The sequence below is a fragment of the Kitasatospora sp. NPDC004240 genome (genome assembly GCF_053603215.1).
In genome coordinates this window covers 1-14264 of the sequence record NZ_JBSGFD010000202.1, presented here as the reverse complement: position 1 = coordinate 14264, position 14264 = coordinate 1, and the positions used below count along the sequence as shown (strand labels likewise).

The following is a 14264-nucleotide window of genomic DNA, read 5'->3' as shown; positions in this document are numbered from 1 at the left end:
CGCGGGCCCGGCCTTCCACCAGCGCGGCCACCGCCCGCAGCCGCAACGCTTCCTGCGCCGACGGCGACAAGTGCCGCGCGTCCCCCACCAGTTCACTCACGAGTGGTTCAACGACCGAGAACCCCTACCGTTTCGGATCAATAATACCTTCGATCTGCATATCCGACTGCCCCCTGTCCAGATAGATCAGTGTCCGATGGGCTGGAAATTCAATTTCCACTGGATCACCATATGAATCAGGCTGGGTTACAATCTTCACCAACCGCCAGCCCCATCTTGGCCGTCCAGTAATCGCCGACATAGCGACTTTCCCGTTGCTCAAAGACGCATCCAAGCTGCCTTCCAATAGCAGCGGCGACTTCACTTGGCAGATGAGCAAGGATTCCGAATACTGCATGCTGCGCCATGGGCTACTCCTTCCGTTCGACCAACCACTCAATCTAAGACCGAGCGGCAATAGGGGTGCGGCGTCGCTGAAGAATCTCGCTACGCGATCGGGACCTGGCTCAATCTCCGGAGAGAAGAGAACGGAGGCTTCGAGGGGGCGCGCCGGGGACACCTCTCGATGTCTTTTTGATCCAAGCCCTCCCCTCATCTCCTGTCCTGTTCCACCCGTCCTTGAAGCGTGCGGGAAATTGGATCGCATTTATTCCCAACGGATTACCGACAGGGGACGGAATCCTGTGGCAGGCGTCAGCAATTGATGCGATCAACCGCCATGACTCCTTCGAGATGCCACCATCACGAAGACCCACAGACGCCATCCGGCCGATCTCAGCCGCTCCCGCTAGATAAATTCTGTCGTACCAGCCACCACGAGAGACATCGAGCATGCCAGTATCGTACGCGCGCAACCCATCCGTATCGATTTCTCTCAACACGCCCTCACCCCACCGGCCGGCGTCAGTGCGCAGCTCTTTCTTGGCCCAACTTCGTCCCGACCGCTCGAAAACCCTCTCCATCCACCACCGCCCCTCGGGGCCGGAAGCAATCCAGGTGGCGGAAAGTATTTTCCGCGAGGCGGGCCGAAATCCCACCTTTCGAATCAGGCAGAGGTTTCGCATCAGCTGAAATGTGGAGGCAATTGCGTCAACACACCCCTCGGGACTGGAGCCCGGAGGGGAAACTTCCCCAAGATATCCCAGATATCCACTCGAAGCCATATCGCGAGCCAGCGCTCGAATATCTATCATCGCCGCCGCGTTGCACTCCAGGAGCAACGTAAAGCTTTCGGACCTATTCATCACCCACCCGCTCCCCGCCGCGCACGCCAAGCCTCAAGCCCTCTCGCATAGATCGGCGTATCCCACGACAGCTGTCCAGCCTCCGCCATTTGAAGAAGAACATATGCGCGATGATTCCCCTCATTCATCGAGAATTGATCCGATCTGAGGGACATGAAAATCCCATCTTTTGGCCGGAATACTGACTCCAGGAGCTTCTTGGAGTTTCCAGACGCGCGCTCTTTTGCACCGGCCAACTTCGACGGACTGTCCGACGTCCCACCCACATCATCTGTTCTCACGCCTCGCAAGTCTGCGATTGTGCCGTTGGGCTCAGCTCCAATGCGCAGAATATTCCGCTTGAACCAACCTGGTTCTGCGGCGCCACAGTCGTCGTTGTGGACCAGGACCGGTGTCGTCCCCGCCAGCACATAGTACGTGTGGAGGTCGGCGACGGTGAGGTTGTGGGCGGGCTGGGGGGTGGTGTGGTAGGTGCGGGTCGCGGTGACGGTGATGGTGGAGCCGTCTGCGCTGCGGAGTTTGTTGCCGACCGCCAACTCGCCTGCGTTGGTCCAGCGTTGGGTCGTACTGTTCCAGTACGGGTGGTGGTGGGTGGAGGTGAGGACGGTGGGCGCTGCCGCCTCGGCGTCACCGCCGCCGCTCTCGTCGGCGGCGAGGGTGAGGTCGGTGAAGGTCTCGTCGTCGGGTGTGAGGATGGTGTCGGTGACGGACTTGGCCGTGGTTTCGCCGGTCTGCGGGTCGGTGGCGAGGACCAGGTCACCTTCTGTCAGTTCCTCGATCGGCTTGGTACTGCCATCGGCGAGCAGGACGGGCGTCCCGGCGGGGAAGCTCTTGCAGGCTCGTGCGGCGGCCGACGCCAGATCGTCGCCCGAGCCCTTGGCCAGTACCTTGGGACTGATGCCGATCGGCAGGTCCGTCTGGGTGGAGACCAACTCGTCCAGTGCCAGGCCCGCGCACTCCGGAGGCATGGCGGCGCAGAGCGGTGCGGCGACCATGATCAGTGAGGCGAAGGAGGCGGTGTAGACGATCCCGCAGATCACTATGCTGTCGCAGCCGCGCGCGTTGGGGTTGTTGACGGGGTAGCTGCCGAGGAGGAGTTCCTGGCCGCCCGAGGTGGCGGTGCTACTGGATGTGGTCCCGCCCGCTGAGCCGGTGCCGCAGTTCTGGTTCATGCCCATGGCCCAAATGCAGCCGTCGGCCTTGCTCTTGCTGGTGCCGCCCTTGCCCTTGCCGTTGCTCACGGTGGTGGCGATGTACTGCTGTGTCCTGCGGTTGTCGTCGCGGTATTCGAGGGTGGAGGTCTGCTGGGCGCACTGGAGGGTGACGCAGAAGCCGGCGGGCGGGAAGACAGGGTCCGGGGAGCGGGGGTTGTAGTGGCCGCCGCCGCAGCGGCCCTGCCAGCAGTCGTCGACGATGAGGCCGGTGGGGTCGGAGAGGTTGACGGGGTCGTTGTTGGCGTAGGCGTAGGCGTTCCACTGTTGGGGGTCTGCGGGGTCGAGCAGTGGGTCGGGGCTGATGAAGCGGCCGGTGGCGGGGTCGTAGTGGCGGGCTCCGAGGGTGGTGAGGCCGGTGGTGTCGTCCTTGGTGCCGCCGATGAAGCCCTTGTCGCCGGCCCAGGCCGATGCGGCGGGCTGGGTACCGCGCGGGTTGCCGAAGGGGTCGGTGGCGCGGCGGGTGACGGGCTGGCCGGGGGTGCAGGCGATCTGGAGGCCGTTGGTGCCGTGGGGGTCGGCGGCGTGGACGAAGAGGGTGCCGCCGCCAATCGGGGCGGTGACCCGGGTGAGGGAGAGGCCTCCGGGGGCGCCGAAGTAGCGGACGTTGCTCATCGCCCCCGTGGAGGTGTCCAGGGTGAGTTGGTCGGTGGTCAGGGTGAGCGTGGTTTTGCCGGGGTTGCGTCGGATCAGCAGGTTGCCCTCGGCGTCGTAGACGTAGCCGTTCGGCGCCGCCTGCTCGGTCTTCGCCAGGGTGGCGAGCTTGCCCTGGCTGTTCCAGCCGAGGGTGGTGGTGCCGCCGGTCTCCGTGATGGCGGTGGTGTTCCCGGTGGCGTCGTACTGGTAGGTGCTGGTCCTGGTGCCGGTGGGCGAGGTGGTGGTGGAGCTGAGCAGGGCGTGCGGGCCTGCGGTGCCGCCGCCGGTGTCGGGCGCCGTGGTGGGTGTGTTGACCGTTCCCGCCGGACGGAAGGCCTGGGTGGTGACGGTGTCGTTGGCGGTGTTGCCGGTGATGTCGTGCCGGGTGAGGGTCTTGCGGTTGCCGGTGGCGTCGTAGGTGTAGCTCTGCCAGTACGGGGCCGGGCCGCCGACGGTGCGTCCGCCGGGGCCGGTGGTGGCGGGGCCGGTGGCGTTGTTGCAACGGCCGAGTCCCGGGACGATGGTGGAACCGCCGGTGCCGTGCACGGTGCCCGCGGTGTCGGTCCAGTCGGCGGTGGTGGTGACGCCCCCGGTGTCGGTCCATGCGGTGGTGAGCCGGCCGAGGTGGTCGTAGGTGTAGCACTGGGTGTCGGTGGCGGCGGCGTTCTGCTGGTTGCTGACCGAGGTGAGCCGCCCGGACGGGGTGTAGGTGTAGGCGGTCCGGTCGACCGCGGTGGTGCCGGTCTGCTTGTCGACGAGAGAGTTGATGATCCGCCCGGTGGCCCAGTCGTACTGGTGGGTGGAGACGACCTGGGTGCCGTAGTCGCCGACGGTGGTGCGCACGGCGCGGCCGAGCGTGTCGTAGGCGACGGCCTGGACGAGGGTCTCCTCGCCGCTCATCGCGCCGGTGAGGACGCCGGTGCCGGTGTACGAGTAGGAGACGGTCTCGGCGGGCAGCCCGCCGGCGGCCGGCAGGTTCATCTCGGTGAGGGCGCCGGTGATCGGCTGGTAGCTGTTGGTGGTGGTGTAGGTGCCGGCGAGAGCGCCTTCGGCGGCCGGGACGGTGATGGAGGTGCCGAGCGGCCGGTACAGGGTGTCGTAGCCGGTGACGGTCTTGGTGTAGGCGGGCCCGGTCGAGCCTGCGGTGTAGCGGGTGGAGGAGGTCGGTTCGCCCTTGGCCAGGGTGTCGTAGACGAAGCCGGTCAGCTGGTTGGCCGGGGCGATGCTGCCGTTGTACTCGGCGGTCTTGCGGCCCAGCAGGTCGTAGGTGTTGACCGTGACGGCACCGCGGGCGTCGGTCGACTTCTCCACGCGGGAGTTGACGTCGTAGACGGTGGTGCTGGTGCCGGTGTCCGGGTCGGTGAGGGAGGTCTGGCGTCCGCGCAGGTCGTACTGGTGGGTCCAGGTGTTCCCGGCCGGGTCGGTCCTGCTCGCGGGCTGCCCGGAGGCGGTGTAGCGGTAGGTGGTGACGTCGGCGTCCGCCGGGTTCCCGGTGGGTGTGGCGGTGCGGTACTGCCAGAGGGCGGTGACCCGGCCGCGTGCGTCGGTGATCCTGGTGGCGGGGGCCGCGCCCTGGGGCGGGGTGACGTCGGTGCGGTCGGCGCCCGGGTAGGCGGTGGTGGTGGCCCACTGGAGGTTGGCGTAGGAGCGGAACTCGGAGCGCACTTCGCGGCCCGATCCGTCGTAGGTGGTCCAGGTCTGAGCGGGCACCTGGGAGTCGTTGCCGGGGATGAAGAGGCTCTTGCCGGGCAGACTGGTTGCCTCGTAGTACGGCGCGGAGGTCTTGATCGGCCAGCCGTGCGAGTCGTACGTGGTGTCGGTGATCAGTCGCCCGGTGGGGCGGGTGTCCGAGGTCTGCTGGGTCTGGCGCAGGCGGCCGAGGCCGTCGTACAGCTCGGTCTTCGACGAGTACGTCACCCCGCCGGCCTGCAGCCACTCGGTCAGCACCGTGGACGGTCCGGTGGTGCCGTTGACGAAGTAGGAGAACTTCCGGCTGGGCTTCCGGTTGGTCGGCTGGTCGGGGGCCCAGGCGGCCGTCAGGCGGCCCAGGGCGTCGTACTGCTGGGTGGTCGTTCGGCCGTTGCTGTCGGTGAGTGTGAGGGGCAGGCCGCGTCGGGGGTCGTAGCTCGTGGTGGTGGTCCAGCCGGCTCCCATGGGACCGGTGGTGGTGATGCCGGTGGGCAGGGTGCCGGTGGCGGGGGTGTAGGCGATCGAGGTGACGGCCGGGGTGGTGGTGGGCGGGCCGATCTGCGTGCCGTTGCCGTTGTGGGTGGAGCCGTCGGTGGTGGCGGTCCTGACGGGTCGGCCGTACGGGTCGTAGGTGACGGTGCCTTGCAGCAGGTAGACGGGTGTGGTGCCGTCGAACCGTTCCAGGGCCAGGGAGGTGGTGCGGTCTCCGGTGTCGCCGGCCTGGCCGAAGGGCTTGCCATCGAAAAGCGTTCGAACGGAGGAGATGGTGTTGCCGGGGGTGGCCGGCGTCCCGCACGCGGCCGCGGTGTAGGTGCTCTGGGCGATCAGTTGCTTGAGCATCGGGCTGGTACTGCTGGTGGCGTAGGTGTTGGTGGTGCAGGTCTCCGGTACGGCCGTGGTTCCGTCGCCCTTGTCCGCGACGTGGAGCAGCCGGTTGCCGTTGGCGGGGTCGCTCGTGGCGACCGTGGTCGTCGTTCGCCAGGTGCCGTTCGAGAGCCGGGACTTGGTGAGGGAGGTGGCCTGGGCGGCGGGGTAGCGGGCGTAGCGGAACGGGATGTCGCCGGTGCGTGCCTGGGTGGCGGTGGTGGTCTGTCCGCTGTAGAGCGTGCCGGTGATCGTCTGGACCGTGCCGCCGGCCCGGTCGAAGGCCTCGGTGGCGACGGTGCCGCCCGCCAGCCAGTTGCTGTCGGTGACGGTGCCGCCGAGCGGGTTGGTGACCTGGACGCTGCGGGTGGTGCCGTCGGCGAGCCGGTCGCCGTCCATGCCGCGTAGGTAGGTGGTCTTCTGCTGGGTCCTGGGGGCCTCGCCGGCGTACTCGCTGCCGGTGGTGGTGGTGACCGCCTGGTAGCCGCGGAAGTCGTCCCAGGTGCGGGTCTTGGGGTCGACGAACTCGCCGTCGTTGCGGTGCCAGGCGGCGTCGCCGTGGTAGGTGTACGCGGTTGCCTTGATCGCGGAGGCGCCGGTGACGGCGTCCTGTTCGGTGACGGCGGTGACCAGCGGTTTGTTGAACCAGTCGTTGACCGGGTCGGCCGCGCCGGGCCGGTACCACTTGACCGGCATGCAGGCCAGGGTGTTGCCGTCCTCGGAGGCCGGCATCCGGTTGGCGACCCGGGAGCAGGCTGGCGACGTGTAGCCGACGTTGATCCGGCCGCCGGTCTCGGTGTCGATCCGGGCGATGCGCGGTCGGACGAACATGGGGGCGGCCGGGACCAGGCCGTCGACCCGGTTGGCGATCGGGACCGGGGAGAACGCGACCACGGGCAGCGACAGCGCGTCGGCGCCGGTGCCTCCGGTGCGCTTGACGTTGTCCAGCCAGAGGCTCTTGGCGGTGCCGTCACCCGGATCGAAGAAGGACTGGCCCAGGTCCCAGGTGTCCACGGTGGTGGGCGTGGAGCCCACCAGGACCGAGGTGGTGATCGTCGTCAGGCGCTTGGTGCTGAAGAAGGCCGGGGACTTGTTGGCGCAGGTCCCGGAGGATGCGCAGATCTGGTCGATCGGGACGTCGGGCCAGAACGCGGCGTTGGAGGTGGTGCGCTGCGACTCGGCGCAGGTGATCGCGCCGGAGGGCAGACAGCGTTCGGCGACGGTGAAGTCGACCCGGGAGGCCGGGGCCAGGGCGCCCTTGGCGGCGACCTGCTCGGGCAGTCGCTGGCCGTAGCCGATCCGCTTCAGGTAGGCCGAGCGCTGGTAGGCGGTGAGGGTCCCGGTACCGCTGTTCTGGCCGGCGCCGCGACTGTAGTGGTTGGTCTCGGCGGCGTACCCGAAGGTCATCAGGTTCTGGTGCGGGTCGACCACGTAGTCCAGCTGCCAGCGCCAGCCCATGGTGCACCACGAGCCCTTGCCCTTGGCCGGGTCGTGGCACGGGTCGCCGCTGTCCGGCGCGTACACCGGCACGCCGAGCGCGGCGTCGCTGGCCGGGTCGGTGCCGTCCCCGCCGGGCAGGCGGCCTCGTCCGAACCAGTACTGGACGCCGTCGGACGTCGTGACGCGCCAGTGCTCGCCGCCGGGCAGGCCGTTTGGCGCGCCGGTCAACTGCTCGATCTTCGAGCCGTCGTCGCCCTGCAGGTGCCAGACGCCGGTGGCGTCGTCGCGGATCAGGGCGCCGGAGTGGCCGCCGAGTACGAGGCTGGCGTTCTGCCCGGCCCAGCACAGGTCACCCGAGGAGGCGATGCCCGCCTTGTCGCAGTTGCGGTAGGAGCGCTCGATGAAGCCGGGTTCGTAGGACCAGCCGTCGCCGATCCAGGAGGACTGTGAGTTGGTGGCCGAGGTCCGCCCGTCCACCGCCGCCGAGTTGTACGACAGCGAGATCGAGGGGGTGGCTCCTCCGATGGACGACGGCACCTGGATGGGATACGAGTAGACGAAGCCACCGGTGCTGGAACCCGCGCTCCAGGCCATCGACGGGGCGAGCGGGGTGGCTGCGTAGGAACCGCCCGAGCCCGAGGCCTCGGAGACGAGGCCGAGCACCATCGGCGCGGCGGGGCCCGCCAGGTCCGCCGCCCCGGCCGCGGGCACGCCGGCGGACTTGGCCGCACCGGTGTCGGCGGTGGTCTTGCCGGGCCCGGTGGCTTCGGGGAGGGTGACGGTCGCGGTCAGGGTCGCGTTCTTGGTGTCGGCGACGGTCTCGACCGGGATCCGGGTATGGCAGTCGGCGTTGCCGGGGTCGGTGAGCGCACAGGCCGGCAGAGCCACCAGGCGGGTGCGGTCGGTCCAGCGGGCGGCCTGCCAACCGGCCAGTTCCACGGTGACGGTGGCCTGGCGTCCGCCCTTGCCGCCGTCCGGGGCCTGGGTGTCGGTGAGGGAGAGCAGCGGTCCGGCGACTCCGGCCGCCCGGCCCTTGTCCGCGGCGCCGACCTCGACCGTGACCGCACGGGCGCCGCGGCCCTTGCCGTCCTCGGGGGCGAGCTTCACCGGGAGGGTGCCCGCGCGGACCGCGAGGGTGCCGGCGGAGGCGGCGGCGGTCCCGCCGGTCGCGGCACGCGCGGCACGGGCCTCCTCACCGTCCGGGCCCAGGGTGACCCGGGCACTGCCGGCAACGGGTGGCGCGGCCGGTGCCGGGGCCTCCCCCCTGTCTGCGGCCGGTGGCGTGGGCAGCGGGGTGGTCACCAGGTCGGCGCCGGTGACGGACGGGGTGTCGGGGCCGAGTGGTGTGTCCGGCGGCGACCACACCCGGTTCTTGTCGCCCTGCCGCGGCCCGGCGGCCCAGGCCGCCGTGGACGGTGTGCCGACCAGCCCGGTCAGCAGTGCCAGCACGGCGACGACGGCCGCCGGCCCGGGTCTGCGGCGGATCCCTCCGCCCCGACCGCGCCCGACCTGCGTGCGGGCATGCCGAATCCCCACTTTCCCCCCACGGTGCGATTCATCGGTGATCAGTCGAAACGGAACACGCCCACCTTCGTATGCGCGTCATCGAACCTTAGGGATTTTCGGCATCGTGTATAGCCCCAACCTCCAGCATTGGCCGGATTCAATCGACAGGTCTAGACCTCATTTCCCAGCAATTCCGACATGTCGCCACGAGGTGAACGCACCGTTTGACCAACTCACCTACTGCAGGCCATCGTTCCGATCAATATGACCGCCCGTCGGGGCGGCCTTCGGGGAGGGGTACCAAGAATCACCATGTCAACCAGTCAGAGCACAGTGCACCATTCTCGGCGTTCGGGTCATGTACGTCGCAAAACCCGACGCTCAGCGACAGTTGTCCTGTCGGTCGTACTTTCCGCGGGGCTGCTGGCCGCCCCCGCGCTCGCCGACGACGGATCGGCCGGCCGGGGTCCGGAGGGATTCCCGGCCCCGGCCCCGGCCGTACAGACCACCGAACAGCGGGCGGTCGGCGAGGCCGTCGCCCGAGCGAAGAAGACCGGGCAGCCGGTCGTGGTCGAGGCGCTCACCACCGAGACCTCCAGGACCGTGGCCACCCCGGCCGGACGGCTCTCCACCACCGACAGCGCGCAGCCCGTCCGGGCCCGGCGCGACGGCGCGTGGGCCGATCTGGATCCGACCCTGCGGCACAATCCGGACGGGACGTTGAGCCCGGCCGTGTCCGGGACCACCCTGACCCTCTCCGGCGGCGGCAACGGGCCGATGGCGGCGCTGACCACCACCGACGGCAAGACGCTCAGCGTCACCGCCCCGTTCCCACTGCCCACGCCGACCACGAACGGCACCACCGCGACCTACCGCGATGTGCTGCCCGAGGTCGACCTCCAGGTCACCGCCCTGCCCTCCGGCGGATGGCGCAACGTCCTGGTCGTCCGCACCGTCAAGGCCGCCACGCTGCCCGAGCTCAAGACGCTCCGGTTCCGCACCACGGCCACGGGGTTGACGGTCTCGGCCGACGCCGCCGGCAACATCGAGGCCAAGGACGCCGACGGCCGGCCCAGGTTCCACGCCCCCACCCCGCTGCAGTGGGACTCCAGCACCACCCCACCCGCGCCGGTGTCCTCGGCCAAGGGCGCCGGCGCCGCGACCGCCCGGGCACAGTCGACGGACACCGGGACCGAGGGACCCGCCGCCTCCAACGCCGACACTCCCGGCCCCCACGCGGTGGTCGCCGCTATGGGTACCAAGGTCATCGACGGCGCCATCGAGCTGACCCCCGACCAAAACACACTGGGCAAGGGCACGGGCCCCTGGTACCTGGACCCGACACTGGTCGCCACCAGCAACAGCCAGGGCTCGGTCGAGGTTCAGGAGAACCACCCCACCGCCAAGAACTACGACGTCTACGGCCAGCTGGCCACCGGACACTGCGGCTACAGCGACTGCATCCCCAAGGGCCGCCAGCGCGCCTACTTCAAGATCGGGCTGAACACGGCGCTGCGCACCACCCCGGGCGGCGCCCCGCAACCGCCGACACTCTACGGTTCCACCCTGAACACCTACGTCACCGGCGCGTCCAGCCCCGGCACCGCGACCCCGTTCGGCTTCTACCGAGCCGACGGCGACATCAACAGCGGTACCGACTGGGGCAACCAGCCGTGCGGCGCGAACGGCCGGATGGCCGGCTGCGCCCAGATCGCCAGCGGCTCGATCACCGGCACCGGTGCCCTCAACGTGGACGTCACCGGCGCCGTCCAGCAGGCCACCGCGCAGGGCCGAGCGACCCTCGTGATCGGCATCGCCCCCGACGACGAGAACAACATGTACTACCGGCACAGGTTCGCCAACAACCCGTCGATCACCACCGAGTACGACCACACGCCGAGCGTCTGGTACCCGCGCACCGGCCCGGCACCGTACTACGCCAAGGAAAACCGCTCGATCGACTGCACCACCGGCATCAGCGGCAGCCAGCCCTGGGAGAACCCGGGCTGGATCGGAGCCAACCAGAACATCTGGCTGTCGATCAACAGCTGGTCGCCCGCCGGGTTCAACCTGCACAACCAGTTCCACATCTGGGACGACACCGACCCCACCTGGGGCGCGACACCGGGGGCCGGCGGCGGCAGCTGGAACACCCCCGCCTCGGTCCCGGTCGGCAGCCTGACCGACGGCCACCAGTACGGCTGGAACGCCTGGGCCGGCGACGGCACCCTCACCTCCGCCGCCACCGCGGGATGCTGGTTCCGGGTCGACCGGACCAACCCCCGAGTGAGCATCGCCTCACCCGACTTCCCGCCGTCCGGCACCCCCAACGACAACCCGACCGCCTTCTCCCACACCAACGCGCTCTTCACCCTCAGCGGCACCGACCCGGCCCCCGCGGACGGACTCCAGGCCTCCGGCCTGGCCTGCTTCCGGGTCAGCACCGACCCGACCCCGGTCACCGGCTGGCACTGCGGCGACCCCGGCACCGTCACCGCCGACGCGTCCGGCAACGCCTCGTTCCACCACACCCCCGGCAACTGGGGCACCAACCTCGTCTACGCCCAGGCCCAGGACAACGCCGGCAACTACAGCCAGCCCGCCGTATACAGCTACTACGCCCCCTGGCAGCCCGGCTCACTGCCCGTCTTCGGCGACGTCGACGGCGACCGCAAGCCCGACATCCTGCGCCCCGACGCAGCGGGCAACCTCACCGCGCTCGGCGCCAACACCGACCCGACCCGCACCACCTCCGCCACCGCCACCAGCGCCCCCGGCAACGACCAGGACCACCACCCCACCTGGAACGACTACCTCATCACCCACCGCGGCGCCCTGATCAACGGCGCCAACACCGACCAGATCATCGCCCACAACACCACCGACCCCGAACTCAAGAAGCTGCTCCACCTCGTCTACAACGACGGCGCCGGCCACTTCGACAACCTGACGTCCACACCCCTCAACCGGCCCACCCAGTGCAGGACCACCCTCGGCGGCGTCGCCACCGAGTGCTCCTCGACCGGCATCTACGACGCCGACTGGTCGACCGTCACCCAACTCGTCGCCCTCGGCACCCCCGAGGGAGAAGCCACCACCACCGACGGCGCCATGACCACCCGCACCTCACTGCTCACCGTCGAACGCGACGGCCGGCTCTGGCTCCACCGCCCCGGCGGCGCCAACTCACTCAACAACACGGCGCAGCTGATCCCCACCACCCCCGGCACCGGCGACTGGAACGACTACGACCTGATCAACCCCGGCCCGGCCAACGGCCTCACCTCCGGCAAGTCGCAGGCCACACTCTGGGCCCGTCACCGCGCCTCGGGCAGTGTCTACGCCTACGCCATCACCGGCGGCGCCACCCCCGACTACACCGCACTGACCACCCCGGACAACGGCTACCTGATCCTGGTCAACAGCGGCACCACCGCCGCCGACCACCCGCGGATCGGCTCCTCCGGCGACCTCGACGGCGACGGACTGGCCGACCTGTGGACCATCGACACCACCGGCAACCTCGGCGTCTGGCGCGGCCTCAACCACACCACCATCGCCGATCGGGTCGACGGCTTCACCCCGCTCTCGGTCATGGGCAAGGTCGGTGCCACCGCCTCCGTCCGCGCGGCCGGCGCCCCCGACAGCTGCCTCGACATCGAAGGCGGCATCGCCGCCGGCCACCGCATCCTGCTCTGGACCTGCCACGGCGGCGACAACCAGCACTTCAACCTCGCCACCGACGGCACCATCCGCAACAGCGGCCTCTGCCTCTCCACCCAGGACAACGCACTGGCCCAGGGCGTCGGCCTGGCCTTCCAGCCCTGCGCCGCACTGAGCGGACAGCAGTGGACCCGTCCTACCGACGGAACCCTGCGCAACACCACGTCCGGGCTCTGCATCGACCTGCCGGGCTTCGTAACCGCCGACGGGACCCGACCGGTCCTGTGGGCCTGCAACGGCGGCACCAACCAACGCTGGAACCTGAACCCGGAGAACCAAGCCTGACTGTCAGTCGGGAACTTGGCGCCGCCCGGGAACACCGGGCGGCGCCAACCGGCGGCTCCCATCCGGCGATCGACCGGATGCTCCCACCCGACGCCATAGCTGCGGCACTCCGCACCGCACGCAGCACCTGACGGCACGGGAGCCCGGGTGGGCCGGCGGTCATGAAGACGCCCTCCTCCTCGGCTGACGGCCCGTCGTCCGGTAGGCGGCCTCGGCAGCTTGATCGGGATCGGAATCGGGTTCTGCCAAGGTTTGTCCGGCTGCGGCGGGGCATCCCTGTCGGGCACAGCTACCATCGCTGGATCCGTATTCAGAAGTCATCTCATTTGGGCTTGTAGGCTACTCGCGTGACGATCGTGGAGCGCCTGGTGCCGGACGAGTTGTGGGAGCTGTTCCAGCGGGTGGTGCCGGCGTCACCGACCCGGCCGCAGGGCGGCGGCCGCCGGCGTCACGGGGACCGGGAGGTGCTGGCCGCGATTGTGTTCGTGGCCACGTCCGGGTGCACGTGGGCCCAGCTGCCGCCGTGTTTCGGACCGTCCGGGCCGACCGCGCACCGCCGGTTCACGGAGTGGACCGCGGCCCGGGTGTGGGCCAAGCTCTACCGCCTGGTCCTGGACGAACTCGGCGCCCGGGGCGAGTTGGACTGGTCGAGGTGCGCGGTCGACTCGATGAACATGCGCGCCACGAAAAAGGGGACCTGACGGGTCCGAATCCTGTCGATCGGGGCAAGTTCGGGTCGAAGATCCACTTGCTCACCGAACGTACCGGTCTGCCCATCTCGCTCGCGATCTCCGGCGCCAACCTGCACGACAGCCAGGCCCTGATCCCGCTCGTCGAGGCGATCCCGCCGATCCGCTCCCGCCGCGGCCCGAGGCGGCGTCGGCCCGGCAAGCTCCACGGCGACAAAGCCTACGACCACCGCTTCATCCGCTCCTACCTGCGGCGACGGCAGATCGCCCATCGCATCGCCCGCCGAGGAGTCGAGTCCTCCAAGCACCTCGGCCGGCACCGTTGGGTGATCGAGCGCACCGTCGCCTGGCTCGGTGGCTTCCGCCGGCTCCACCGCCGCTACGAACGCAAAGCCGACCACTTCGCGGCCTTCGCCACCATCGCCGCCGCCCTCATCTGCCACCGCAGACTGGCCAAATGAGATGACTTCTCAGTGAGCTCGGTCGCGGCGGCCAGGGATACGGGGCGAGCGACTGTCGGCACGACAATTCCTGCCCGTCGCTGGAAGAACGCACAATGCGATCATTCCTGAAGACCACAGAAATGGCCCAGCATCAGGACCCGATCAGGACAGCCACTCAGACCGTGTTTGAGATCTGCCGTGTCCCGTGGCTGGTGGGGTCGTTGAGCTCTTCGTGAGCGTTGTCGGGGGCGGGTATCCGTCGGATCTGACGGATGAGCAGTGGGCGCTGGTGGAGCCGTTGCTGCCATCGGCGCGGGTGGGCCCGAAGGGCGGGCGACGGGAGAAGCATCCACGGCGACGGATCGTGGACGCGATCTTCTACGTGGTGCGGACGGGGTGCGCCTGGCGACAACTGCCGAAGGACTTCGCCCCGTGGCCGACGGTGTACTGGTACTGCGCGCCGTGAGGCGCTTCGTTGTATCCCCGGTTCAGCCGGGATGAACTTGGAGGGGGGTTCCTGGGTCACCTGACTTA

5 protein-coding genes and 1 pseudogene are annotated in these 14264 nt (G+C 69.3%); 3 read left to right on the top strand and 3 right to left on the bottom strand.

What is annotated here, in order from left to right; genetic code table 11:
- Positions 1-236 precede the first annotated feature (236 nt).
- The 3 genes from ACWEQL_RS35005 to ACWEQL_RS34995 form a co-directional block, all read right to left on the bottom strand.
- The gene (locus tag ACWEQL_RS35005) at positions 237-407 is read right to left on the bottom strand and encodes a hypothetical protein (RefSeq protein ID WP_452154421.1); all 171 of its coding nucleotides are present in this window, start codon (positions 405-407) and stop codon (positions 237-239) included.
- A gap of 99 nt (positions 408-506) precedes the next feature.
- On the bottom strand, positions 507-1244 hold the full coding sequence (locus tag ACWEQL_RS35000) for a hypothetical protein (protein WP_452154420.1): 738 nt from the start codon (positions 1242-1244) through the stop codon (positions 507-509).
- Positions 1244-8533, bottom strand: coding sequence for a polymorphic toxin-type HINT domain-containing protein (locus ACWEQL_RS34995; RefSeq protein WP_452154419.1), 7290 nt, complete (start codon positions 8531-8533; stop codon positions 1244-1246). The genes ACWEQL_RS35000 and ACWEQL_RS34995 overlap by 1 nt, the downstream gene beginning before the upstream one ends.
- 369 nt (positions 8534-8902) lie before the next feature.
- Here ACWEQL_RS34995 and ACWEQL_RS34990 point away from each other — a divergent pair, with 369 nt between their 5' ends.
- The 3 genes and pseudogenes from ACWEQL_RS34990 to ACWEQL_RS34980 all read left to right on the top strand — a co-directional run.
- Positions 8903-12598: a ricin-type beta-trefoil lectin domain protein gene (locus tag ACWEQL_RS34990; protein WP_452154418.1), complete on the top strand. Its 3696-nt coding sequence runs from the start codon at positions 8903-8905 to the stop codon at positions 12596-12598.
- A 353-nt stretch (positions 12599-12951) separates the two neighbouring features.
- A protein-coding gene (locus ACWEQL_RS34985; RefSeq protein WP_452154422.1) for an IS5 family transposase occupies positions 12952-13748 on the top strand; the annotation gives its coding sequence in 2 pieces (ribosomal slippage) (positions 12952-13288 and positions 13288-13748; 798 coding nt in all).
- A gap of 214 nt (positions 13749-13962) precedes the next feature.
- A pseudogene (locus tag ACWEQL_RS34980) lies at positions 13963-14190 on the top strand (transposase); the annotation flags it as partial.
- Positions 14191-14264: the final 74 nt, after the last annotated feature.

Coding starts and splice junctions, on each gene's coding strand:
- ACWEQL_RS35000 (WP_452154420.1), bottom strand. CDS start 1,244: ATGAATAGGTCCGAAAGCTTTACGTTGCTCCTGGAGTGCAACGCGGCG.
- ACWEQL_RS34990 (WP_452154418.1), top strand. CDS start 8,903: ATGTCAACCAGTCAGAGCACAGTGCACCATTCTCGGCGTTCGGGTCAT.
- ACWEQL_RS35005 (WP_452154421.1), bottom strand. CDS start 407: ATGGCGCAGCATGCAGTATTCGGAATCCTTGCTCATCTGCCAAGTGAA.